This window comes from Pseudomonas sp. GW460-LB5, from assembly GCF_059423245.1.
Window position 1 is genome coordinate 1 of the sequence record NZ_JBWKXT010000064.1, and the last position, 24,054, is coordinate 24,054.

Annotated in this window: 20 protein-coding genes and 1 riboswitch; of the genes, 6 read left to right on the forward strand and 14 right to left on the reverse strand. The window is 62.4% G+C overall.

Going from position 1 to position 24,054, the window contains the following annotated elements:
- Positions 1 to 95: 95 nt before the first annotated feature.
- On the reverse strand, positions 96 to 1,976 hold the full coding sequence (gene thiC, locus AC07XM_RS26650; protein ID WP_016489471.1) for a phosphomethylpyrimidine synthase ThiC: 1,881 nt from the start codon (positions 1,974 to 1,976) through the stop codon (positions 96 to 98).
- A gap of 154 nt (positions 1,977 to 2,130) precedes the next feature.
- A riboswitch (TPP riboswitch) is annotated at positions 2,131 to 2,237 on the reverse strand.
- Between the two features lie 160 nt (positions 2,238 to 2,397).
- Between thiC and AC07XM_RS26655 the strand changes: the two genes are divergently transcribed.
- The gene (locus tag AC07XM_RS26655; RefSeq protein WP_016489472.1) at positions 2,398 to 3,831 is read left to right on the forward strand and encodes a TolC family outer membrane protein; all 1,434 of its coding nucleotides are present in this window, start codon (positions 2,398 to 2,400) and stop codon (positions 3,829 to 3,831) included.
- A 152-nt stretch (positions 3,832 to 3,983) separates the two neighbouring features.
- Here the strand turns inward: AC07XM_RS26655 and waaA are convergent, their stop codons facing one another.
- Both waaA and AC07XM_RS26665 read right to left on the reverse strand, forming a co-directional pair.
- Positions 3,984 to 5,255 (reverse strand): lipid IV(A) 3-deoxy-D-manno-octulosonic acid transferase, encoded by a 1,272-nt coding sequence (gene waaA, locus AC07XM_RS26660; protein ID WP_016489473.1) that lies wholly within the window; start codon positions 5,253 to 5,255, stop codon positions 3,984 to 3,986.
- 11 nt (positions 5,256 to 5,266) lie between these two features.
- Positions 5,267 to 6,157, reverse strand: a complete 891-nt coding sequence (locus AC07XM_RS26665; protein ID WP_016489474.1) for a LysR family transcriptional regulator — start codon at positions 6,155 to 6,157, stop codon at positions 5,267 to 5,269.
- An 87-nt stretch (positions 6,158 to 6,244) separates the two neighbouring features.
- On the opposite strand from AC07XM_RS26665, the gene AC07XM_RS26670 reads away from it, so the two are divergent.
- A complete protein-coding gene (locus tag AC07XM_RS26670; RefSeq protein ID WP_024717360.1) occupies positions 6,245 to 6,577 on the forward strand; it encodes a DMT family transporter in 333 nt (110 codons plus the stop codon).
- A 72-nt stretch (positions 6,578 to 6,649) separates the two neighbouring features.
- On the opposite strand, the gene AC07XM_RS26675 is transcribed toward AC07XM_RS26670, so the two are convergent.
- The gene (locus tag AC07XM_RS26675) at positions 6,650 to 7,207 is read right to left on the reverse strand and encodes a hypothetical protein (RefSeq protein WP_146024558.1); all 558 of its coding nucleotides are present in this window, start codon (positions 7,205 to 7,207) and stop codon (positions 6,650 to 6,652) included.
- Positions 7,208 to 7,412: 205 nt separating this feature from the next.
- Here AC07XM_RS26675 and AC07XM_RS26680 point away from each other — a divergent pair, with 205 nt between their 5' ends.
- The 3 genes from AC07XM_RS26680 to AC07XM_RS26690 are packed head-to-tail and all read left to right on the forward strand — an operon-like array spanning position 7,413 to position 10,418.
- Positions 7,413 to 8,588 carry an NAD(P)/FAD-dependent oxidoreductase gene (locus tag AC07XM_RS26680; RefSeq protein WP_095116435.1) on the forward strand — a complete coding sequence of 392 codons (1,176 nt, stop codon included), beginning with the start codon at positions 7,413 to 7,415 and terminating at the stop codon, positions 8,586 to 8,588.
- Complete coding sequence (locus tag AC07XM_RS26685; protein WP_016489478.1) at positions 8,585 to 9,397, forward strand: aldo/keto reductase; 813 nt, start codon at positions 8,585 to 8,587, stop codon at positions 9,395 to 9,397. Before AC07XM_RS26680 ends, AC07XM_RS26685 begins: the two co-directional genes overlap by 4 nt.
- A 52-nt stretch (positions 9,398 to 9,449) precedes the next feature.
- Positions 9,450 to 10,418: a hypothetical protein gene (locus AC07XM_RS26690; RefSeq protein ID WP_016489479.1), complete on the forward strand. Its 969-nt coding sequence runs from the start codon at positions 9,450 to 9,452 to the stop codon at positions 10,416 to 10,418.
- Positions 10,419 to 10,550: 132 nt separating this feature from the next.
- Here the strand turns inward: AC07XM_RS26690 and hldE are convergent, their stop codons facing one another.
- The 3 genes from hldE to AC07XM_RS26705 all read right to left on the reverse strand — a co-directional run bounded on the left by hldE (position 10,551) and on the right by AC07XM_RS26705 (position 15,102).
- Positions 10,551 to 11,972, reverse strand: coding sequence for a bifunctional D-glycero-beta-D-manno-heptose-7-phosphate kinase/D-glycero-beta-D-manno-heptose 1-phosphate adenylyltransferase HldE (gene hldE / locus AC07XM_RS26695; RefSeq protein WP_016489480.1), 1,422 nt, complete (start codon positions 11,970 to 11,972; stop codon positions 10,551 to 10,553).
- Between the two features lie 130 nt (positions 11,973 to 12,102).
- Positions 12,103 to 13,911, reverse strand: coding sequence for a lipid A export permease/ATP-binding protein MsbA (gene msbA, locus AC07XM_RS26700; protein ID WP_016489481.1), 1,809 nt, complete (start codon positions 13,909 to 13,911; stop codon positions 12,103 to 12,105).
- A 15-nt stretch (positions 13,912 to 13,926) separates the two neighbouring features.
- On the reverse strand, positions 13,927 to 15,102 hold the full coding sequence (locus AC07XM_RS26705) for an O-antigen ligase family protein (protein ID WP_024717358.1): 1,176 nt from the start codon (positions 15,100 to 15,102) through the stop codon (positions 13,927 to 13,929).
- Between the two features lie 101 nt (positions 15,103 to 15,203).
- On the opposite strand from AC07XM_RS26705, the gene AC07XM_RS26710 reads away from it, so the two are divergent.
- Positions 15,204 to 15,809, forward strand: a complete 606-nt coding sequence (locus tag AC07XM_RS26710; protein ID WP_016489483.1) for a protein kinase family protein — start codon at positions 15,204 to 15,206, stop codon at positions 15,807 to 15,809.
- A 3-nt stretch (positions 15,810 to 15,812) separates the two neighbouring features.
- Here the strand turns inward: AC07XM_RS26710 and AC07XM_RS26715 are convergent, their stop codons facing one another.
- The 7 genes from AC07XM_RS26715 to AC07XM_RS26745 form a co-directional block, all read right to left on the reverse strand.
- The gene (locus tag AC07XM_RS26715; RefSeq protein ID WP_095116431.1) at positions 15,813 to 16,904 is read right to left on the reverse strand and encodes a glycosyltransferase; all 1,092 of its coding nucleotides are present in this window, start codon (positions 16,902 to 16,904) and stop codon (positions 15,813 to 15,815) included.
- 37 nt (positions 16,905 to 16,941) lie between these two features.
- The gene (locus AC07XM_RS26720) at positions 16,942 to 17,715 is read right to left on the reverse strand and encodes a glycosyltransferase family 2 protein (RefSeq protein ID WP_016489485.1); all 774 of its coding nucleotides are present in this window, start codon (positions 17,713 to 17,715) and stop codon (positions 16,942 to 16,944) included.
- 64 nt (positions 17,716 to 17,779) lie between these two features.
- A complete protein-coding gene (locus AC07XM_RS26725) occupies positions 17,780 to 18,736 on the reverse strand; it encodes a glycosyltransferase family protein (protein WP_060516862.1) in 957 nt (318 codons plus the stop codon).
- 48 nt (positions 18,737 to 18,784) lie between these two features.
- Positions 18,785 to 20,188 carry a PIG-L deacetylase family protein gene (locus tag AC07XM_RS26730; protein WP_102690061.1) on the reverse strand — a complete coding sequence of 468 codons (1,404 nt, stop codon included), beginning with the start codon at positions 20,186 to 20,188 and terminating at the stop codon, positions 18,785 to 18,787.
- The gene (locus tag AC07XM_RS26735; protein WP_016489488.1) at positions 20,185 to 21,081 is read right to left on the reverse strand and encodes an antimicrobial resistance protein Mig-14; all 897 of its coding nucleotides are present in this window, start codon (positions 21,079 to 21,081) and stop codon (positions 20,185 to 20,187) included. The genes AC07XM_RS26730 and AC07XM_RS26735 overlap by 4 nt, the downstream gene beginning before the upstream one ends.
- Positions 21,081 to 22,211 carry a glycosyltransferase gene (locus tag AC07XM_RS26740; protein WP_016489489.1) on the reverse strand — a complete coding sequence of 377 codons (1,131 nt, stop codon included), beginning with the start codon at positions 22,209 to 22,211 and terminating at the stop codon, positions 21,081 to 21,083. Before AC07XM_RS26740 ends, AC07XM_RS26735 begins: the two co-directional genes overlap by 1 nt.
- Positions 22,195 to 23,952, reverse strand: a complete 1,758-nt coding sequence (locus AC07XM_RS26745) for a carbamoyltransferase family protein (protein ID WP_016489490.1) — start codon at positions 23,950 to 23,952, stop codon at positions 22,195 to 22,197. The genes AC07XM_RS26740 and AC07XM_RS26745 overlap by 17 nt, the downstream gene beginning before the upstream one ends.
- Between the last annotated feature and the right edge of the window lie 102 nt (positions 23,953 to 24,054).

A 24,054-nucleotide genomic window follows, 5' to 3' on the forward strand; every position in this document is an offset into this window, starting at 1 on the left:
GGCTTGCCCCGCGAAGGCGTCTGGCCTGCCGAACGCGTTGGCGCAGCTGACGCATTCGCGGGGCAAGCCCGCTCCCACAAAGGGAAATGACGTTCTTACACTTTGTGGTACAGCTGGCTGCCTTCCTGGCGGAAACGCTCGGCCTGCTCGCGCATACCTTGCTCGACCGTTACATCCACGGCCTCGATCTTGGCGGCGTATTCACGCACTTCCTGGGTGATTTTCATCGAGCAGAACTTTGGCCCGCACATCGAGCAAAAGTGCGCCACCTTGGCCGATTCCTTCGGCAGGGTCTCGTCGTGGAAGGCACGGGCAGTGTCCGGGTCCAGACCCAGGTTGAACTGGTCCTCCCAACGGAACTCGAAACGCGCCTTGGACAGGGCGTTGTCGCGAATCTGCGCGCCGGGGTGGCCCTTGGCAAGGTCGGCGGCGTGCGCGGCGATCTTGTAGGTGATGATGCCGGTCTTGACGTCATCCTTGTTCGGCAGGCCCAGGTGTTCCTTGGGCGTGACGTAGCAGAGCATGGCGCAACCGAACCAGCCGATCATCGCCGCACCGATGCCCGAGGTGATGTGGTCGTAGCCCGGGGCAATGTCGGTGGTCAGTGGGCCGAGGGTGTAGAACGGCGCCTCGTCGCAGCACTCCAGCTGCTTGTCCATGTTCTCCTTGATCAGCTGCATCGGTACGTGGCCAGGGCCTTCGATCATGCACTGCACGTCGTGCTTCCAGGCGATTTTGGTCAGCTCGCCGAGGGTTTCCAGTTCACCGAACTGCGCGGCGTCGTTGGCATCGGCGATCGAGCCAGGGCGCAGGCCATCACCCAGCGAGAAGCTGACGTCGTAGGCCTTCATGATTTCGCAGATTTCGTCGAAGTGCGTGTAGAGGAAGTTTTCCTTGTGGTGCGCCAGGCACCACTTGGCCATGATCGAGCCACCGCGGCTGACGATACCGGTGACGCGCTTGGCGGTCAGCGGCACATAGCGCAGCAGCACCCCCGCGTGGATGGTGAAGTAGTCCACGCCCTGCTCGGCCTGCTCGATCAGGGTGTCGCGGAACAGTTCCCAAGTCAGGTCCTCGGCCACGCCATTGACCTTTTCCAGGGCCTGGTAGATCGGCACGGTACCGATTGGCACCGGCGAGTTGCGAATGATCCACTCACGGGTTTCGTGAATGTGCTTGCCGGTGGACAGGTCCATGACCGTGTCCGAACCCCAGCGAATGCCCCAGGTCAGCTTGGCCACTTCTTCCTCGATCGAGGACCCGAGGGCACTGTTGCCGATGTTGCCGTTGATCTTCACCAGGAAGTTGCGGCCGATGATCATCGGCTCCACCTCCGGGTGGTTGATGTTGGCCGGGATGATCGCGCGCCCGCGGGCGATTTCCTGGCGGACGAATTCGGGGGTGATTTCTTTCGGGATGTTGGCACCGAAGCTGTGGCCGGCGTGCTGCTCGTTCAGCAGGCCAGCGGCGCGGGCTTCTTGCAGCTTCATGTTTTCGCGGATGGCTACATATTCCATCTCGGCGGTGATGATGCCCTGGCGGGCATAGTGCATCTGCGAGACGTTGGCGCCGGCCTTGGCACGGCGCGGGTTGCGCACGTGGGCGAAACGCAACTTGGCCAGTTCGGCGTCGTTCAGGCGCTGCTGGCCAAAGTCGGAGCTGAGCCCGCCCAGGCGCTCGGTGTCGCCGCGGGCCTCGATCCACGCCGAACGCACGTCGGCCAGGCCCTTGCGCACGTCGATGATGACGTTGGGGTCGGTGTACGGGCCCGACGTGTCGTAGACCAGTACCGGCGCGTTGGTCTCGCCACCGAAATCGGTCGGGGTATCGTCCAGGCTGATTTCACGCATGGGCACGCGAATGTCCGGTCGCGAGCCTTCGACATAGATTTTGCGCGAGCGCGGGAACGGTTGCACGGACTGCTGATCGACTTGTGCCGATTCGCTGAGGTTGATCGCTTTTTCTTGTTTGGTCATCACAGGCTCTCCAGACGGCTTCCTAGCAGTGGAATGTCGGGGAGAACCTGAAAAGCGCGGACGCACCCATGGAGGCGTGCAGTGCCGGATAGGGGGTGCCTGAAGCTGCATGCAGCTGCGACATTCCCGGACCTGGCACAAGAGGCTCCCCGGGAAGGCGAGCAATCTTGTTCCCTACGCAGGCGCTAACCTGATCAGGTTCAACGGGATCCGCACCTCTGCGATCTCAGCCTTTGCTTCAAGGCACCCCGACAAGAACATGCGCAGTCTAGACTGGAGTGGTCGGCAAAGCCAAGCGGGTAAATGCGCGGATGATGAAAGGCACACCGAGCGATTGTTGCCGGGTGCGCATGGCACTACACTGGCCCATCGCTCGATACTCAACAGTTCAGTAATTAAATTTCGTACAAGGATTGCCTCTATGCTGCGCAAACTCTCACTGGCGATAGCCGTGTCTTGTGCGTCCAACGGAATGGTCTGGGCAGCGGATATGCTCCCGACAGTTAAAACCGACCTGGTCAGCGTTTATCAGGAAGCGGTAGACAACAACGCCGACCTGGCAGCAGCACGCGCCGATTATGGCGCCCGCCGCGAAGTGGTACCGCAGGCCCGCGCCGGGTTGCTGCCGAACCTGTCGGCCGATGCCGAAATGATGAACACCCGCACCAAGCTGGACGAGCCCTCCATCACCTCCAACCGCAGCGGCAATTCATGGAGCGCAACCCTGGCCCAGCCAATCTTCCGCGCTGATCGCTGGTTCCAGCTGCAGGCCGCCGAAGCGGTCAACGAACAGGCAGCGCTGGAGCTGTCGGCCACTGAACAGAACCTGATCCTGCAAACCGCGCAAAACTACTTCGCCGTGCTGCGCGCGCAGGACAACCTGGCCGCGACCAAAGCTGAGGAAGCCGCATTCAAGCGCCAGCTGGACCAGTCCAACGAACGCTTCGATGTGGGCCTGTCGGACAAGACCGACGTGCTGCAATCCCAGGCCAGCTACGACACGGCGCGGGCCAACCGGATCATCGCCGAGCGCCAGGTGCAGGATGCCTTTGAAGCGCTGGTTACCCTGACCAACCGTGAATACACCTCGATTCAAGGCGTGGTGCATACCCTGCCCGTGCAGGTACCCACGCCAAACGACGCCAAGGCTTGGGTCGAAACCGCCGGCCGCCAGAACCTCAACCTGCTGGCCACCAACTATGCGGTTTCTGCTGCTGAAGAGACCCTGCGCCAGCGCAAGGCCGGCCATGCGCCGACCCTGGATGCCGTGGCCAAGTACCAGAAAGGTGACAACGACAGCCTCGGCTTTACCAACCCTTCGCAACTGGGCGTGCGCTACAGCGGCGATGTCGAACAGACCAGCGTTGGCCTGCAACTGAACATCCCGATCTACAGCGGAGGCCTGACCAGCTCGCAGGTACGCGAGGCATACCAACGCCTGAGCCAGAGCGAACAGCAGCGTGAAAGCCTGCGCCGCCAGGTGGTGGAAAACACCCGCAACCTGCACCGCGCGGTGAACACCGATGTAGAACAGGTACAGGCGCGCAAGCAGTCGATCATCTCTAACCAGAGCGCGCTGGAAGCCACTGAAATCGGCTACCAGGTAGGTACCCGCAACATCGTCGATGTGCTCGATGCCCAACGCCAGTTGTACACCTCGGTGAGGGATTACAACAACAGCCGCTATGACTACATCCTCGACAACCTGAGCCTGAAGCAGGCGGCCGGCACCCTGAGCCCGCAAGACCTGCAAGACCTCAAGCGCTACCTGAAACCGGACTACAACCCGGACAAGGACTTCCTGCCGCCAGACCTGGCTGCGGCAGCGGCCAAGAACTTTGAGCGTCGCCCTTGAAATAGGGGCGTATTTCTCACAGACCGGGTTGCTTTCGATGGCCTCATCGCCGGCAAGCCAGCCCCCACAGGTTCCTCACTGGCCTCAAACCCTGTGCAGTACCTGTGGGGGCTGGCTTGCCGGCGATGAGGCCAGGACAACCAAAGCAAACGTCAGCGGACAAGCGCATCCAGGCCATCGAGCAAGCGCTGCAACGCGCCCTGATTGGCCCGCATCACCGCCCTGCCCGCCTCGCCCATGCGCTGCGCATCCTGCGGCAACTCGACCAGCCGCCGCACCGCACCGGCCAGCCCGTCGGCATCGTCCACCTGCTGCAACGCCCCCGCTTCACGCAACATCGCGCTGATTTCGAGGAAGTTGAACACATGTGGCCCCATGAGCACCGGCAAGGCCAGCGCCGCAGGCTCCAGCGGGTTGTGCCCTCCCGTCGGCACCAGGCTACCGCCGACAAAGGCGATATCGGCCAACGCATAGAGGAACAGCAACTCCCCCATGGTATCGCCCAGCAACACGCGGGTCTGGGCATCGACCGGCGCTGCAGAAGAACGGCGCACGGTGGCGAATTGCTCGCTGCACAGCGCATGCACCGCAGCAAACCGCTCAGGGTGACGCGGCACGAGGATCAGCAAGGCATCGCCATGCACCTGCAACAACTGCCGATGAGCCTGCAGAATCAGCGCATCTTCACCGTCATGGGTACTGGCGGCAATCCACACCGGGCGCTGCTCGGCCCCCCACTGCTCACGCAATGCCTTGGCACGCGGTAGCAGTTGCTCATCGATCTTCAGGTCGAACTTGATCGAGCCGGTGACTTTTACGCATTCAGGGCGTGCGCCCAGATCACGGAAGCGCTGAGCCTCGGTTTCAGTCTGCACGGCAATCAGACTCATCTCGGCCAGCATCGGCCGGGTCAGCCTGGCAAAGCGCCCGTAGCCGCGTGCCGAGCGCTCGGACAATCGTGCATTGGCCAGCGCCACCGGAATCCCGCGTTTGGCACACTGGTGAATGTGGTTGGGCCACAGTTCGGTTTCCATGATGATGCCCAGCTTCGGCTGGACATGGTCGAGAAAACGCCCCGCAGCCCACGGCAGGTCGTAGGGCAGGTAGCAATGCTGCACGCGCGGTTCGTCGGCGAACATGGCGCGAATACGCTCGGAACCGGTCGGCGTCATGCAGGTCAGCGTGATCGGTAGTTCGGGATAAGCCTTGAGCAAGGCGCGAACCATGGGCGCTGCAGCAATGCTCTCGCCTACCGACACCGCGTGCACCCAGATCCCGCCCTGGTGCATAAGGGGCAGGTTGAGCGCAAAACGCTCGCCGATACGCTGCCCATAGGCTGGCGCCTTGCGCGCGCGCAGGTACAGGCGCAGCGCAACCAGCGGCAGGCCCAGGTGAAACAGCAAGGTATAGAGTGTTCTGTTCATGGCGGCGAAGTTTACCCGATCGCGCGCAGGTGCACTGCAAAGCGCTCTGCCAGCCACTGCGCGGCCGGGCCCAAGGGTTCATCGCGGCGCCAGGCCAGCTCGGCCACCAAGGCCGGAGGCCGCCAATCGCTGTCCAGTTCAACCATATGCGCTTGGTAGGTCGGATACTGCACCACATGCCGTGGTAACCATGCCCAGCCCAGGCCGCGCATCAGGAGTTCGGCCATGGCGTAGAAGCTGTCGGCGCGCCATACCTGAGGGCTGATCGCCTCGCCGCCGGGATAACCGCTTTGCTGTGGGGTGATCAGTAACTGCCGGTGGCGTGCGAGTTGTTGCCGGGTGACCCGGCCTTCGCCCGCCAGCGGGTGGCCGACCGCGCACACCGTAACCATCTCCACACTGCCCAGCGCCCGCCGCTCCAGCGATGCCGGGATGCTCTCGTGGAGGAAGAACAGGCCCAGATCGGCGCGCCGCTCCACCAGCTTACGCGCTACATCGCCCTGGGCACCGCTGGCCAGTTGCACCTCCAGAAACGGGTAGCGGCTGGCCAGTTCGTCGAGGCTGTCGATCACCGGCTGATACGGCATGGCTTCGTCCTGGGCAACCCGCAGCAGGGCTTCCTGGCCACGCATCAGCGCGAGCGCCCGGCCATCCAGGCGTTCGCACTGACGCAACAGTTCACGGGCATCTTCCAGCAAGGCCGTACCGTTTTCGGTCAGCCTGGGCTGGCGGCCGCTGCTGCGCTCGAACAAGGTGACGCCAAGGTCGGTTTCCAGCAGCGCGATGGCGTTGCTTACGGCCGATTGCGCCTTGCGCTGCTCGCGCGCAACGGCGGAGAACGAACGCAGCTCGGCAACCCGTGCAAACAGGCGCAGTTGTTCCAGATCCCAGCGCTCTGCCATTAACCTATCTCCATTTCTGATAGGTAATGACTTTACCGCATCCAGGGCGCGTCTAGAATGCTCGACCAGTCACCGGAGAAACGCATCATGAACGCCTATACCTATCTCGCTATCGCCATCTGCGCCGAAGTCGTTGCCACTGCCTCCATGAAAGCGGTCAAAGGCCTGAGCACGCCGTTGCCTTTGCTTTTGATGGTGGTGGGTTACGGCATCGCGTTCTGGATGCTGACGCTGGTGGTACGCAGCATTCCGGTGGGCATCGCCTATGCGATCTGGTCGGGGCTGGGGATTGTGCTGATCAGCGTGGCGGCGCTGGTGATATACGGGCAGAAGCTGGATCTACCGGCAATGGTGGGAATGGCGATGATTGTTGCAGGCGTGGTGATAATTCAGCTCTACTCGAAATCAGCTGGACATTGAACGCTCTAAAAAATTGCCGGCACGCTAGTAAATGGCCGCGCCGGCAACATAAAAAACACTCGGAAATTGGAATCACCCCTCGTCGGATATCTCACCAACCCCCTGAGGCCGAATTTCCAATTTCGAAATGAAAAAATCATTCCCAGAAGTTTCGGTAATCGAGTTCTCTATCGCGAGTATGGTTACGTCATCACGGACAGTAAATTCTCCAAAATAATGATCGTAATCATCTTTTAAGTGAAAACCTGTCTTGAGAGTGGTGCCGTTATAATGAAATGACAATCTAGGTTGATTATAAGCACCCTGGCGCCTGGCGGTCATAGCGAATTTCAGTTTATAGCCAGGTGGAAAACCCGAAATCACTTTATACATTATGATTCCTGGGCGCAGAGGCCCCTCGCTGCCGCTACTGCCAAACCGCAGGACAGAACCTTGTTCTGGTTTTTCAGGATCCTCCTGAATTTTCACGAGCGCAGACTGGTTATAAAGCCGCCACCCATTCAAACCATATTTAAGAATATCTTTTTCTTTGTAATCAACGCCTGCCTGAAGCGAGAAATCAGTCAGATGAATAAGACTATTCATATTTTTACCCTCAGTATTTTCAACGCCATTCAAAGCGATAGACAACCGAGAATCCAGCGTAACCCCCCCTCGCGAACTCGAAACTAGCAAATATGACAGTTGCCATGCCGACTTGAAGGAAGTACTGGGCAAACCCACATGTAGTTCGAATCATCCCCCTGCTGCAGCGCGCTACTATCAGAAGGCTGGGCACACAGAGGCACGGCCTTAGCTTGTATACTGCCCAGCTGTCCAACCTTGGAGGTAATCCATGCCAACCGCCATTTCCACTGACGTGCTGATCGTCGGCGCCGGGGTCGCTGGCTTGTGGCTCAATGCCCGGCTGCGCCGCCTGGGCTACTCGACCGTGCTGGTGGAACGCGCCAGCCTCGGCGGCGAGCAGACCATCAAGTCTCAAGGCATTATTCACGGCGGCACCAAGTACGCCCTGCACGGCGCCCTGACCGGCGCTTCGGAAGCCATCGCCGACATGCCACGGCGCTGGCGCGAGGCCCTGGCTGGCGACGGCGAACTCGACCTGGGGCGTACCCGTCTGCTATCCGATGCCCACTACCTGTGGTCGCCGGGGACCTTGGCCGGGAACCTCACCAGCTTCTTCGCCAGCAAGGCCGTGCGCGGCCGGGTCGACCAGGTTAAAGGTGAGCATCTGCCGCCCGCATTGCAGGACCGCGCGTTCAAAGGCAAGGTCTATCGCCTGGCGGAACTGGTAATCGATGTCCCGAGCCTGCTGGCCAACCTGGCCGAGCTGGCCGGCGACTCCCTGCTGGCAGGTGAACACATCGAACCGTTGCGTGAAGGTGATGCGCTGGTCGGCCTGCGCGTGGACGACCGGGAAATCCGTGCCCAACGCATCGTATCAAGCGCCGGTGCCGGCACCGAAGGTTTGCTGCAGGCGCTGGGCCTGCACCAACCAGCCATGCAAACCCGCCCGCTGCACATGGTCATGGCCAAGGGACCGAACCTCAAACCCTTGTACGCCCACTGCCTCGGTGGCGGGCCCAAGCCGCGCGTGACGGTGACCACCCACCCGGCGGCCGATGGCCAGTGGGTGTGGTACCTCGGTGGTGACCTGGCCGAAGCCGAAGGCGTGGCGCGCGAACCTGCCGCTCAGATTGCTGCGGCGCAGAAGGAAATCGCCAACCTGCTGCCCTGGGTCGACCAGAGCCAGGTGCGCTGGGCCACCCTGCGAGTCGACCGTGCAGAACCCGCACAATCGGGCCTGGTACGCCCGGACAACGCATTCCTCGCCGACCAGCAACGCTTGATGGTGGGCTGGCCGACCAAGCTGGCTCTAGCACCCGACTTCAGCGACCGGGTAATCGCCAACCTGGAGCGCGACGGCATCCGCCCACAGGCACAAGCCGACCTGGCCGGCCTGCCACGTCCACCGCTGGGTGTACCCGCCTGGGAGCAACTGCTGCCATGACCCTGCCTACGTTGCACGACTTCCACCGCCCCCTGGGCAGCACCGGCTTCAAGGTGTCCCCCTTAGGCCTGGGCACAGTCAAGCTTGGCCGAGATCAGGGCGTGAAATACCCCACCGGCTTCACCATCCCCGGCGATGACGAAGCCCGCATGCTGCTGGCACAGGCCCGCGAATTGGGCATCAACCTGATCGACACCGCCCCCGCCTATGGCCGCAGCGAAGAACGCCTGGGCCCGCTGCTGCGCGGCCAGCGCGATGAATGGGTAATCGTCAGCAAAGTCGGCGAAGAATTCGACAACGGCCTGTCGCACTTCGACTTCAGTGCGGCCCACACCCGCCGTTCGGTGGAGCGCAGCCTGCGCCGCCTGGAAACCGACCGCATCGAACTGGTGCTGGTGCATTCCGACGGCAACGACCTGGCCATCCTCGAACAGCAGGAGGTCTACCAGACCCTGGCGGAGCTCAAGCAAGAGGGCAAGATCCTCGGCTTTGGCCTGTCCGGCAAGACCGTGGCAGGCGGCCTGAAAGCGCTGGAGCAAGGCGACTGTGCCATGGTCACCTATAACCTCAACGAACAGGCAGAACGCCCGGTGCTGGACTACGCTGCCGAACACGGCAAGGCCATCCTGGTAAAGAAGGCCCTGGCCAGCGGGCATATCTGCCTGGCCCCGGGCGTTGACCCGGTGCAGGCAAGCTTCGAGCTGCTGTTCGCCCACCCGGGTGTCAGCAGTGCTATCGTCGGCACCATCAATCCGCTGCACCTGGCCCACAACGTGGCCACCGTCGCCCGTATCCTGGGCCAGCACTGAGTTACCTCTGGCCCAAGGGCCAGAGGTACGACCCGACGCAAGGAGGAGCCTCGTGGCGCGAACGTTGATCCGCAAAAACCCGAGCAACTTCAAGACACTACCACTGCATGTCGAGGCAACGCCCGAAGGCCTGACCTATCAGAGCATCGGCATGCCGCTTAACTTTGCCCAGACCCAGCAGCGGCGCAAGGCCATTCAGCTGCCCGACACACAGCGCTTCGTGGTCGAACTCGCCAATCTGGGTGTGTCGGTGCGGCTTACCCTGCATTGGCAAAACCGTGATTACTGGGTGTTGGTACGTCAGCGTCGGCAAGACCGGGGCGATGTGGTGTTGAAACTGATTTCTGGCTATGTGCCGGCGCAGGAACTGAACCTCCCGCTGCACACGGCGGTTCAGGAAGTGGCCGAGGAATGCCTGCTGGAAACCCCGGAAGGCTGGCTGGGCGGGCGTTTCAACGACACCTGGCTGCCCGTGCCCTACGCCGCCGCCCTGCACTACCGCGAAACGCCACATTTCGTGCTTACCCCACAGTCCGGTGCCGCCCGCCCCGTGCACTGCAGCAAGCTGATGCTAATGGAGCGGCCACGGGCCTACGTGCACTTGCCCACCGCGTCGCTCCAGCTGATCTACGACATGCGTCTGCAGGTGCCTCGGGAAGCCAAGAAGCTCAGCTTGTTCCATGTCGACGAGCGACTGGAGGGTGACCAACTGGAAGCCCGCCTCAACCGCAAGCGGCCAGACCTGTATCTGATGCCGTTGAAGGACGGCCAGCCAGTGGCGGAGTTGTATACGCTGAAAAAAGATGAGCTGGTGCCGGCGAGCACACGCGGGCTGTATCTGGCCGAGAGTTTTGCCCGGCAGGAAGGCTGGGTGGTGACGGAGGAGCGGGTGCGCTGGAAGGACTGGGTCAAACAGCAGGGGTTGGTGGAGAGCAAGCCGGCGCGGGCGTCGCACCTGCAGCGGTTTGGCGACAAGGCCCGGGCGCTGCTGGAGCGCGCCCGCACCTCACTTCACAAGTGAGTCCCTGGGGCTGCTGCGCAGCCAATCGCCGGCACGCCAGCTCCCACAAGGCCTGTGCAGGACTCAAGGCCTGCGCTGTGCGTGTGGGAGCTGGCTTGCCGGCGATTGGGCCGCAAAGAGGCCCTGGCTGTATCAGTTCTTGCGAATCTTCTCGACAATCGCGGTAGTCGAGCTGTTCTCGACCAGGCCCAGCACCTTCACGGTGCCGCCATAGGCCTTGACGATATCAGCGCCTACCACTTGGTCGATGCCATAATCGCCCCCCTTGACCAGCACATCCGGCTTGACCTGGCTCAGCAGGTTTTCCGGGGTGCCTTCCGGGAAGCTGATTACCCAGTCCACCGCGCCCAGCCCGGCCAGTACGGCCATACGCCGGTCGACGCTGTTGATCGGCCGGCCCGGCCCTTTCAAGCGGCTGACCGAGGCGTCGTCGTTGACCGCGACGATCAGGCGATCGCCTTGGGCGCGCGCCTGTTCCAGATAGGTGACATGCCCGGCATGCAGGATATCGAAGCAGCCATTGGTGAAGACGATCTTCTCGTTGTGCGCCCGCGCATCATCGATGGCCAACAACAATTGCTCCAGGCCCAGCACGCCGCGCTCGGAGCCTTCCTCACGCTGGATTGCGCGGCGCAGCTCGGGGGCGCTGATCGCAGCGGTACCCAGCTTGCCGACCACAATGCCTGCCGCCAGGTTGGCCAGGGCCACCGCATGGGGCAGGTCCTCACCCGCGGCAATGGCTGCGGCGAGGGTGGAGATGACGGTATCGCCGGCACCGGTCACATCGAACACCTCGCGCGCCCGCGCCGGCAGGTGCAGCGCAGGCTGGCCAACGCGCAGCAGGGTCATGCCATGCTCGCCACGAGTTACCAGCACGGCACCCAGGTCCAGGTCCTGCAGCAGCTGCAAGCCTTTGGCAACCAGTTCGGCCTCATCGGCGCAACGGCCGACGATGGTTTCGAACTCGCTGAGGTTCGGGGTAATCAGGCTAGCGCCACGGTAGATGGAAAAGTCCTTGCCCTTGGGGTCGGCCAGCACCGGAATGCCCTTGGCCCGTGCCGCCTGGATCAGGCTTTGGTGGTTCTTCAGAGCACCCTTGCCGTAGTCCGACAAGACCAGCACTTTGACACCTTCGAGCAGGCTGTCGACTTCGGCACCCAGCGATAGCGGGTCGGTGGCAAACGGCTCTTCGAAATCGATACGCAGCAGTTGCTGGTGACGGCTCATGACCCGCAGCTTGACGATGGTCGGCTGGTGCGCGATGCGCTGGAACACAGACCGCACCCCCGCAGCCTGCAGGCTGTTGGCCAGGCTGTCGGCGGCCTCGTCCTGGCCGGTAACGCCGATCAGCGAAGCCGGTGCGCCCAGCGCAGCGATGTTCAAGGCAACGTTGGCCGCGCCGCCGGGTCGATCCTCGATCTGATCGACCTTGACCACCGGCACTGGCGCTTCAGGCGAGATACGCGAAGTACCGCCATGCCAGTAGCGGTCGAGCATGACATCGCCGACCACCAGAACCGGGGCTTGATCGAAACGCGGCATGGACAACTTCATGGGCAACCCATATGGAAATAATGAACAGGGGCAGGATATTAGCACAGGGTAGTCGACGGCTTTATGGCCAGATCGCCCCCGGAAAATTCCCGTGACAATCGGGGCCGTTACGGCCCCGATGAGGGAGGACTCAGGTGATATCGGCCTTGACCGGCTCATCCAGGCCCATGGCGTGCAGGCGGGCATAATGGCCATTAGCCGCGAGCAGTTCGGCATGGGTGCCGCGCTCTACCAGACGGCCCTGGTCCATGACCAGGATCTGGTCGGCCTTCTCGATGGTCGACAGACGGTGGGCGATCACCAGCGTGGTACGGCCTTGCATCACATGGTCCAGGGCAGCCTGGATGTGCCGCTCGGATTCGGTATCCAGGGCCGAGGTGGCCTCATCCAGAATCAGCAGCGGCGCGTTCTTCAGCAGTGCCCTGGCAATGGCCAGGCGCTGGCGCTGGCCGCCGGAGAGCAGCACGCCGTTTTCACCCACGTCGGTATCGAAGCCCTTCGGCAAGCGGTCGACGAACTCCTTGGCGTAGGCATCGGCCGCAGCGGCTTCGATGTCTGCGCGTGGGGCACCTGCCAGATCGCCATAGGCGATGTTGTTGGCCACGGTGTCGTTGAACAGGGTAACGTGCTGGGTCACCTGCGAAACGTGGCGGCGCAGGTTGCGCAGGCGGTAGTTCTCGATCTCCACACCATCGAGCAGGATCTGCCCCTGGTCATGGTGATAGAAGCGCGGGATCAGCGCCGCAAGGGTCGATTTGCCGCTGCCAGAGCGGCCAACCAGGGCGATCATCTGCCCTGGCTCGGCGACAAAGCTGATGTCGCTCAGCACTTCACGCTCGGTACCTGGGTAGGTGAAGCTCAGGTTGCGCACTTCCAGGCGGCCTTCCACACGGTCCTTCTCGACCGTACCGGTGTCCAGTTCAGGCTCTTCGTCCAGTTGCTCGAAGATGCTTTCTGCACCTGCCAGGCCCTTCTGGATGGTCGAGCTGACTTCCGACAACTGACGAATCGGCTTGGGCAGCAGGCCGGCAGCAGTGATATAGGCCACCAGGTCACCGGCGGTGGACTCACCACGCAGGAACAGCACCAGGAACATCAGCGCCGCCATGGCGCTGTAGATCACCAGCTGCAGCATTGGCGTGTACAGGGAGCCGGTCTTGGTCATGCGCAGCTGCTTGTCGGTGTTGCTCTGGCTGGCCTTGCTGAACCGCTGCTCTTCGTAAGCCTCGCCGCCGAAGCTACGGACAACGCGATAACCCTGGATGGTTTCCGACGCGACGTGGGTGACGTCACCCATCGCCACCTGGATCTTCTTGCTCTGCTTGCGGAATTTCTTGCTGGCGATGCTGACCATTACCGCGATCACCGGCAGGATGGCGACCATGACCAAGGTGAGGTGCCAGTTCATCCACAACAGGTAGGCGAACAGGAACACCACGGTCAGGCCTTCACGGATGACCACCTTGATTGCATCGGTGGCAGCACCGGTGACCATGGTCACGTTGAAGGTGATACGCGAAATCAGGTGCCCGGAGTTGTGGTTGTCGAAGTAGCGGTTGGGCAGTACCAGCAGCTTGTTGAACAACTCCACGCGCAGGTCGTGCACCAGGCACAGGGAAACCTTGGCCAGGAAATAGTTGCCAAGGAAAGACCCCAGGCCCTGCCACGCAGCGATCAGGATGATCAGCAACGGCACCGCCTGCAGCAATTGCAGGTCGCGCAGGTAGGGGACGTTGGGGAACAACACCGCTTCAGGGTTGCTCAGCCCATCGACAAAGTACTTGAGAATGCCGGCCAGCATCGGCTGGGTCGAGGCAAAGATCACGAAACCGACAATGCTCAGCAGGAAAATGCCGACATAGGGTTTCACATAGCCCAACAGCCGGAAATAGATCTTCAGGCTGGAGGTGTGCTCCGCCGGTCGCGGTGTTTCGGCCATTATCGAGCTCGCTGTTCAGGTTGAACCGGAAATTTTACCACAGGCGTCATTTTCGGCACGCCCCCATGGCAGCATCATGGCAAGGCCAACAGGCAGCCAGCTGATGAACCATTCTGCACGTGGCGTACCGGTAAGGCTGGCGGCATCGAACTGCATGGCCAGTGTCGAGTACACCCATAAGCCCAGCAGGAGCTTGCCGAACAGGGTACCGCGCGCGCGGATGATTTCACCCAGGGTGAACAACCACACCATGACCCAGAGCAGCATGCCAGGCAGGCCCATCTCCACGGCAACGTGGGTGAACATGTTGTGGGTGTGGTCGAAGTGCCTGCCCACCGCACTGACATCGTAGTCAGCCCCCAGGCCCAGGCCTGTCCAGGGGTGCGCGGCAATCATGTTGACCACGGCATGGAAAATTTCTGGCCGGTAGGATGAACCGCGCTCGGCGATCAGGTCATACGCCGCATACAAGGCAAAGCCGGTTGCAATGACTGCCAGGATGGCGAACACCCGGCTGTGGCGGTCACGGAACCACAGCGGTGCGATCATGACGGTGAGCACCAGGGCCAACAGCGCGCCACGGCTTTGACTGAGCACGGCAAACGCGCCAAGACAAGCCAGTGCGAGCACCCACAACAGCTGCGGGCCACGCTGCTGCGGCGGCTCATACAGCAGGAAAAGAACGGCCGAGCCAACGACATAAGCGCCCAGAATGGGGTGTGATATCTCGCCAATCCCGGCCAGGCGGACCAGCAACGGCTCACCCTGCAGCCCGTAGAAATTGATGATCGACACCAGCGCAGCGAGGGCCAGCAGGCCGCTCCCTAGCAGCAACAGCTGGCGAATCCTCGCAAGGCCAAGCTGAGCCAACAAGGGGAACGCGAGCAGGAACACCAGAATGTAGAGCAGCCGCTTGATTTCACGCCCCGTGTCCTCTGCGGGCGACCAGGCCAGGCTCAAGCCACTCCAGGCCAACAGCACCATCACACTCATCCATAGCGCCGGCTGACGCTTCCAGCCTTGCACCAGCACCTCGCGGGCGGACCATGCCAGCACCAATGTCGGTAGCCACAGGAACAGCACCAGGCCTTGCTGATAAATCTTGTTGCTCGGCGCCAGGGCAATCGCTGCCAGAAACCAGACCAGACCCAATCCCAGCCAGGCCTGCGCCCAGTTTTTTTGATACAGCATCCATTTCCCCCGATGAATCAAAAACACCATCCATGGTGCTAGAACATTATTTTCGGCATTATTGCCGGTCATTTTGCTCGCCAGACGACAAGGCTCTATTCATGCAATGCTCCCGGCTCACCCAGGTCGACTTCGATCAGCTGACACAAGGCGCACAGGTGCTTGAGGCAGACAGCCATGGCGCCAAAGTCTACCTGCTCGCGGATGGTAATTTCCTAAAGGTTTTTCGTAGGAAGCGGCTGATTTCATCTGCACTGCTGCGCCCATACTCCCAGCGATTCGTCGATAACGCCGCGCGGCTGGCGGAACTGGGTATCCCCACGCTCGAAGTGATCAGCCAGCACAAGCTCGACGTGCCAGGCCGCACTGCCGTGCTGTACCGCCCGTTACCCGGCCGCACCTTGCTGCAAATGTCGCGTGATGACGGCTTCAGCTGGGATACTTACCTGCCGCAACTGATCCAGCTGGTCCGCCAGCTGCACCGCAGTGGCGTGTACTTCCGTTCGTTGCACTTGGGCAATGTGGTGGTTACCCCCGACCAGCACCTGGGCCTGATCGATGTGGCCGACATGCGCTTCCTGCGCCCGCCGCTCTCGGCACGCATGATTCGTCGCAATGTGCAGCACATGGTGCGTTATATCGAGCGGGAGAACCTGGGCGACCAGTTCCCCCTCGCCGCCTTCGAGGCAGCCCTGCTGGCGCGCTGAGCGTCAGTTGCGCAACAGGCTCTGTGAGCCGGTACAGAACGCCTGCCAGGCCTGCTCCGGCGCCAGTGCCTGACGCTGCCGCGCGGCAACCGCCGGGGCGCTGAGGGCTGTGCAACGCTCGATCGCATCAGCCCAGGCGCTTTCGTCGGCGATGGGCAGGTAGACCCCGGTGTCGCACAACTGTTCGCGGAACACCTGCAGGTCACTGCACACGACCGGTACATCGGCCATCACAGCCTCTTGCACCACCAGCCCCAAGCCCTCGGAACGCGAGGGCACCAACAGCCAGTCGAACGCTCGATACAGCAGCTGCAGGTCTTCGCGGTGACCGCGCAGATGCACGCGCCCAGCCAGGCCCAGCGCATTGATACGCTGCTGCAGCAAGGCATGCTGTGGCCCCTCGCCGATAATCGCCAGCTGCAGGCCTGGTTGCCGCGCACTGGCCTTGGCGAAGGCCTCGATCAGCATTTCAAATCCTTTGCTTTCAACCAACCGCCCTACCGCGCCCAGCATCACCCCGTCGGCCTGAGGCAGCTGCAACGCCTGCCTGGCCTGGTTCCGGCTCAGCAACGGTTCGACGAACGCCAGCGGGTCGAGCGCCATGCGCAGGGTCTGCACTGGCCTGCCCAGGTCATGTTCCAGCGATTTGGCCAGCGTATGCGACACGGCCGCGATGCTCAGCCGCTCGCCCGGAAACATGCGCAACAGGCGAATGTCACTGTTGTTCAGGCGCGTTTTGCCATGGAACAGCACCTTGGCCCGAACATGGGGAATGTTCCGCAGTAGCGGCAATACCAGCCGCGCAACCCCAATACCATCGAGCAGTACGATTTCGGCCTTGGCCTCTGTCAGCCCCTTGCGCAAGCGCATGCGCAACCACGGCCGCAGCAGGCGCCACAGGTGCCGCCCTTTCAGAGCTCGTGGTGGCATGTGCCACTCCCGTGTTGAACCGAGCCCACAGCACAGCCCGCTACCCAGCAGCAACCAGTTACTGATCCGGGCATCGGTGCCGGCGTGCGACAGCACTTGCCGATGCACCTTGTGGATGGACATGTACGGCGTTCCACCCGCCCACATCATATTGACGATGTTCATGGGCCCTCTCCCGCTCATGTCAGGTGGGACAGCGACTTCATTGAACAAAAAGGGTGATACCCATGCCGATCAAAGCACCTGTCACCAGCGTCAATGCCAGCTTGATACGATCACGTTGACGACGTTTGGCCTTGCGCGCCACTTCGATGGGCAAGGTCACGTGATTGCCAAAGCCAGTGTGCAACACTGCATCACCTTCCAAGGTGACCGCTGTCAAATTAAACTCAGCGTAGCGTCGGGAAAGCGCCTTCTCTCCAGCATAGGCGGCGAATGGCGCACAGCGCTGATAATCACTCAATCGACGCAGGCCGGGATTGAGCGAAAACGCTTGCCATTCGGCCTTGTCGGACAGCAGCGGATAACACGGCACGCCGGCAATGACCTGGCGATCACCCAGGTGAATGTAAGGGCTGTGGATAGCCAGGTCATGGGCATGGCTGCGCAGCCACACTTGCAGCAGGTCAGGCCTGGCATCCAGGATAGCCCGCGAGTCTTCGACAAAGCTCTGGCGGTAGAAGTGCCAGTCGTCTTCGCAGTGGAAGATGTAAGGCGTCGTGACGTGACTGTAGGCCAGGTCGATCGAGGGCAACTGGCCGAGTTTGGGCCGGTTGACGAACACCTTGCAGTACGGTCTCCAGTGCTCAGGCACCGCAGCATGCACGGCATCGTCACCGGAATCTTCGGTGATGAACACTTCGCGAATGGGCGCTGTGTTGTAGCGATCGAAACTCTCAAGGGTGTCTTTGAGCAGATCGAACCGCCCACAACTGGTCACGACGAGCGTGACATCACTTTCTTCTGAAAAGCGCACCGGACTCCCTCCGCATTGCGACTATCGGCTTTCAACACCCGCTCCTGGGCGCGAAAGCTCTTGTTTAGATGCCCAGCGTCAGGCGTAGCCGCTGCCACGCAGACAACGGCGGGTGGGGCCTGAGCGCCGGGCGCATGTGGTCGACGATGCTACGTCCAACGGCGGCGAAACTGAAACGGGAAACCGCCAGATGGCGGCCATTTTCAGCAATCTGCCGGGCAAGTTCTGGGTCTGCACGCAAACGGCGGAGCTTTTCCTGAAGGGTCGGGATGTTGTCATAGAACACCACGTTATGCATGTCTTCCAGGCCCAGCGCGCGGTTTTCTTCCTCGCCCTGGTCGTACGCCAGCAGTACACAGCCGCAGGCCATGGCTTCGAAGTTCTTGATCATGTATTCGCCCATGCCGACGTCGGCACTGACGAAGAAACGAATACGGTTGAGCGTGTTGCAGTAGTCTTCACCCGACTTGGTGCGGGTGACCAGCAGGTTCTCGACCTGCCCCAACTCATCCAGCAGCGCCTTGCGACCGCTGTAGGCCACGCTGTTGACACTGCCGACGAAGGCCAGTTCGATGTCGCGCTCACGCCCTTGGTCGGCCAGCAACTGCTCGTCATAGCCCTTGGGCACGAACACCGCATCGAAACCTTCCTGGCGCAGGCGCTCGCTGACCATGTAGCCAGAGCTGATCACCCGCGCCCATGGCAACTGGCGGTAATGGGCGCTGAACTTGCCGGTGTACTTGCACGGGATGTAGTTCTGGTAGGCGTCGTGCTCGAGGATGACCAGGTTCGGTACGGTACGGATGAAGGCCACCTGACGGATTTCCTGCTTGAAGCGCAGAAAGAACACGATGCGGTCATAACGCTCGACCTGCACTTCACGCTTGAAGTAGCGACGCAGGTTGCGCTGGTCTTCGCTGGTCAGCCAACGCAGGTCGCACTCGCAGTTGGCCGCGACGCCATCGTACAGGCGGTCGAGAATCGCCCGCTGTTCCTTCTGCACCAGAAATAGGACTTTCATTGCTTTCCTTGGGCGCTCTGCGCCATCGCGGTCAACCATTGGGCGTACTTACAGCTCGCGCCGCCAGAACAGTTCGTGTCGGCGCACGGCCTTGCGGAAGAACTCGTTCTCCCCATAAGGCGACGGCCGCCGTCCGGCCAGCCAGCGTTGCAGCAAGCGGCGCAGGCGGCGCTTGAATGGCGGGGCCGGCTGCAGGTCGTGCATCATGCCCAGGGCCATGGCCTTGTCGTGCTGGGTAGCCACGTCCAGGACCAGGCTGCAAGGTGCCCAGGCCTGCACAGCACTCAACTGCGGAGGCAAGGCCACACCATCGCCGCTGTCGCCCATGGGCCAGCGGTCGTTGTCATGCAGGTGGTTGGCGTAGCACAGCAGGGTTTGTGGCTGCCAGGCCAGGCCTTGCAAGGCCTCCAGCACCGCTGCCTGAGCGCAGATGTGATCGGGGTGCGGGTCGAGTTGCGGGTGCGGCATTACCAGGACTTGCGGCCTGGCCATTTCCAGCAAGGTACGCAGGTCGGCCAGCAGGTTGTTCCAGGTTGGCGCACCATCGCTGTCGGCCGGCAGCGGGAACGGGTTGAACTGGCGAAATACGCGGATATCGGCCAGCTCGGCCTCGCGTGACGCAACAGGCTGCTCTGGCGCGGCCTGCATGGCAGGCAACTGCAGGCAGAAGTAGCCCAGCTGTACGCAACGCGACTCCGGCACACCGGCCCAACGCGGCACGGCGATGCTGTCCCAGGCGCGCAGGCGGCCCTTCAGGCGCGCGGCCTCGGCCTTGCCCAGGCCCATCTGCTGATAGTGCTCGGCCTCGATTTCACCGGCGGTCAGCGTCACTACCCAGGTTTCATCTGCCTGGCTGTAAAGGCCATACGCAGCAAGCTCGGCGTCGTCGGCATGCGGCGCAATCACCATCACCCGGCGCCGTTGCAGTTCGACCGCCGGCGTTATCCACAGACGCGGCTCGCCCAGCAGCCGGCAATGGCGACCACGCAGGCGCAATGCGCCGGCCTGGAGCGGCGCAGCCAGGCCGGTCAGGTTGAGGAAGCGCACGCCATCGACGCCACGCTCGAAGGTTTGCCGATCGGCCTGCTCACCCGCCAGCAGCGCGACCTGCGGGTCCAGGAACCGACCGAGCCAGCTGCCTTTTACCCGCAGCTCAAGCACAAGGGTTTCATCGCCCTGTAGCACGCAGTCGGCCTTGAGCAGGCCCGCGTGCAGGCTGGCAGGTACTTGCCGCGCCTGCTCACCGAAGTCGTAGGCGTAGTCCTCGCCGGGTGCGTAGAACAGGTGGTCGGCAAACCAGGCCTCGTGGGCGGCCCAGAGCAGCGGCAACAGCAACAGCGGCAGCCACCACCAGGCCAGTACACCGAGGGCGACCAGCGCAACCAGGCCTGCCAGCAAGGCCAGACGCTTGTTGCGCCGGTGGTGCTTGAGCAACTGCTGCTTACGGCTCACGCCTGATACACCGGCACAGGGTTGCACCAACGGTCCTTGTATTCGCGGTCGGCACGGCCGAACGAGAACCGCAATGGTTTGTTGCGCGCCCGGGCGTCTTCCCAGGCGGCCTGGGTATTGAGGAAACTCAGCACGCTGCCTGGGCTGAAGGCCTTGGTTTCAGGGTCTACACCGCCATTGATGTACTCGACGCTGACCCAGTCCGGCGCTTCGACGCGGTACACCAGCTGAATGGCAATCGGCTTGCCGTCCAGCATCAGCACAGAGCCGATCAGCAGCTCGCGCAGACGCTCCAGCACCTCGGCCATGCGCTCGGCACCGGTGGCAGGGAAGCCCCAGCGGCGCTGGAACAGGTCGCAGTACATGCTGGCGATTTGCTGGGCACTGAAGTCGCTGATCGGGCGCACCACGCCACCCGCCTCTTCCAGCAGGCGCAGTTCGCGGCGCTGGTTGTAGCGGAATTTCTTCGACAGGTCTTCGTGCGCCCGCGCCATCGCCAGCTGTTCCTTCTGTTCCTTGAGGCCCGTGAAACGGCCCTGGCTCAGTTCGGACAGGTAGCGTGCGGTATGGCGCAACGGTGCAGCGGCATCGGCCGCAGCTGGCAGGATGATTTCGGCATTGCCCAAGTCGAACAGGGCTTTTTTGCCGGCACGCTTGAGCACGTCCTTGGCCAGCGCCAGGTGGCGCCCCCAGGTCGGGATGGCGGCTTTCAGCTCGCCGGCCTGATACCAGCCCAGGTAACGTACCGGGATCTGCGCCAGGTCAGCCAGTTGCTCGACCACCAGCGGATGGGTGGCGACACTGCCACCAAAACGCGCCCATGCCTCGGCGTAGGCCTTGGCGTCGATCGTTTGCCACCCGCGCTCGCGGAAGGCCTGGATACGATTGAGCATCAAGCCTGCCCCACCAGTGCACGTACCTGCGGCAACTGCCAGAAGGTCTCGCGTACCGCCTGGTCGGAGAAGCGTTCACGCAGGCGTTGCAGCATGTGCTCAGCACAGGCCTGGCGCTGTTCGGCGCTCAGCGTGGCCATATGCTCCAGGCCCTGAGCCAACTGGGCAGCATCGCCCAACGGGAACAGCACACCCACACCCTCGACCACTTCACGAGCCCCGCCGCAGGCCGTGGCCAGCACCGGTACGCCAGCGACCATGGCTTCGAGCAGGACCATGCCGAACGGCTCGTGGTCGGAGCTCAGGGCGAACACATCGAATGCCTCGAAGTAGCGGCGTGCATCCGGCACCTGGCCCAGGAAGCTCACCTGGCCGGCAATCCCCAGCTCGGCGGCCAAGGCCTTGAGCTCGGCCTCAAGCCGGCCCTTGCCGAGGATCGCCAGGCGCGCGCCGGCCGGCAGCTTGGGCAGCGCCTGGGCAAAACCACGCAACAAAGTGGCCTGGTCCTTGTCCGGGTGCAGGCGACCGACATTGCCGACGACCCACGCCTGCGTGTCCAGGCCCAGAGCCCGGCGTGCCTCGGCGCGCGGCACCAGGGCCGTTTGCAGGGCGTCGATGTCGATGCGGTTATACAAAGTCTGGATGCGTTCGGCTGGCCACTGTGGCAGGCAGCGGCGCATGTCGTCACGCACCGCGTCTGACACGCCCAGCAGGCTCAGGCGCTTGCTGAACAGGTTGGCGAACAGCCGGCGGCCTTTGCGCTCATAGTCGCCAAAGGCATGGTGCACGCCGATCACCGGCAGGCCGGTGCCCAGCAGGGCCACGTAGATGGGCTTGAAGCGGTGGGCAATGCAGAAGGCGAAGTTGCGCTCGGCCGCAATGCGCCGCAAGGCACGGATGGCACCGAGCTTGAGGCCACGCACGGCCTTGGAGCTGAACTCAAGGAACAGCACCTCGTCAGACGCGCAACCGGCCGCCACCTGCGGGTCGGCGGCACCGGTGAGGAACACCGTGGTGACCTGGTAGCCACGCCCCTGGAACAGGCTGGCGTACTGACGGGCACAGTCGAGGAACGGCCCGTCATAGCCATGGCAGAACTGCAGGATGCGCGGTTCAGAGCGGCTGGTCATAGGCGGCCGCGCCGTCCTTCACCACCAGGATGTCTTCCATGATCAGGTACTGCAGGTCCGAGCCGAAGAACATGTTCAGGGCATCGGTCGGCGAGCAGATCATAGGTTCACCGCGACGGTTGAGCGAGGTGTTCAGCGACACGCCATTGCCGGTCAGGTCTTCCAGCGCCTTCATCATGTCGTAGTAGCGCGGGTTGTACTCGCGCTTGAGCACCTGGGCACGCGAAGTACCGTCCTCGTGCACCACTTCCGGTACGCGGGTCTTCCACTCTTCAGCCACTTCGAAGGTGAAGGTCATGAACGGTGCCGGGTGGTCGACCTTGATCATCTGCGGGGCGACGGTGTCGAGCATCGACGGGCAGAAAGGTCTCCAGCGCTCGCGGAACTTGATCTGGTGGTTGATGCGGTCAGCCACGCCTTCGACGCTCGGGCAGCCGATGATCGAACGGCCACCCAGGGCGCGCGGGCCGAACTCCATGCGGCCCTGGAACCAGGCCACCGGGTTGCCGTCAACCATGATCTGGGCGATTTGCTGCGGCATGTTGTCGAGCTTGCGCCACTTGGGCTGGTTCGGGTGACGGGCGCAGGCGGCGATCACGTCTTCGTTGGAGTACGAAGGGCCGAGATACACATGCTCCATCTTCTCCACCGGTACGCCGCGGGCGTGGGAAACATAGGCTGCGGCGCCGACAGCAGTACCGGCGTCGCCGGAGGCCGGCTGGACGAACAGCTCTTTCACGTCCGGGCGGGCGATGATCTTCTGGTTGAGCTTGACGTTCAGCGCGCAGCCGCCGGCGAAGGCCAGCTTGCCGGTTTCACGCAGGGTGTCGCCCAGGTAGTGGTCGATCATCTGCAGCGCCAGCTTCTCGAACAGCGCCTGCATGCTGGCGGCGTAATGGATGTACGGCTCGTCTGCGATGTCACCTTCGCGCTTGGGGCCCAGCCATTCGATCAGCTTCGGCGAGAAGTAGAAACCCTTGCCCTTCTCTTTATAGCGGCGCAGGCCAATGACGTTGGCGTAATCGGTGTTGATCACCAGTTCGCCGTTTTCGAAGCTGGCCAACCGCGAGAAGTCGTACTTGCTGGCGTCGCCGTACGGCGCCATGCCCATGACCTTGAACTCGCCGTCGAGCATTTCGAAGCCGAGGAACTCGGTGATCGCACCGTACAGGCCACCCAGGGAGTCCGGGTCGAAGAATTCCTTGATCTTGTGGATCTTGCCGTTTTCGCCGTAGCCAAAGAAGGTGGTGGCGTATTCGCCTTTACCATCAATGCCGAGGATCGCGGTTTTTTCCTTGAAGCCAGAGCAGTGGTAGGCACTGGAGGCGTGGGCCAGGTGATGCTCGACCGGCTCGATCTTGACCTTTTTCGGGTCGAAGCCCAGCTGCTCCAGGCACCAGACGATTTTCTTGCGATAGCGCTTGTAGCGACGGTTGCCCATCAGGATCGCATCGAGGGCGCGATCCGGGGCGTACCAATAGCGCTTGGCATAGTGCCAGCGCGCCTTGCCGAACAGGCTGATCGGGGCGAACGGGATGGCTACCACGTCGACGTCGGACGGCTTGATGCCTGCCTGCTCCAGGCAGAACTTCGCCGACTCGTAGGGCATGCGGTTCTTCGCATGCTTGTCACGCACGAAGCGCTCTTCTTCGGCGGCGGCGATCAGCTTGCCGTCAATGTACAGGGCCGCGGAAGGGTCATGGCTAAGGGCGCCGGACAGGCCAAGAATCGTCAATGCCAAGGGATTAGCCTCTTCATTCGGTAAAAATGCGCCAGCGGCCTCATGGGCGGGTGGCGGCTAAAGGGCGGGATTATAACGCAAACATGCGCGCAACGCGGCAAC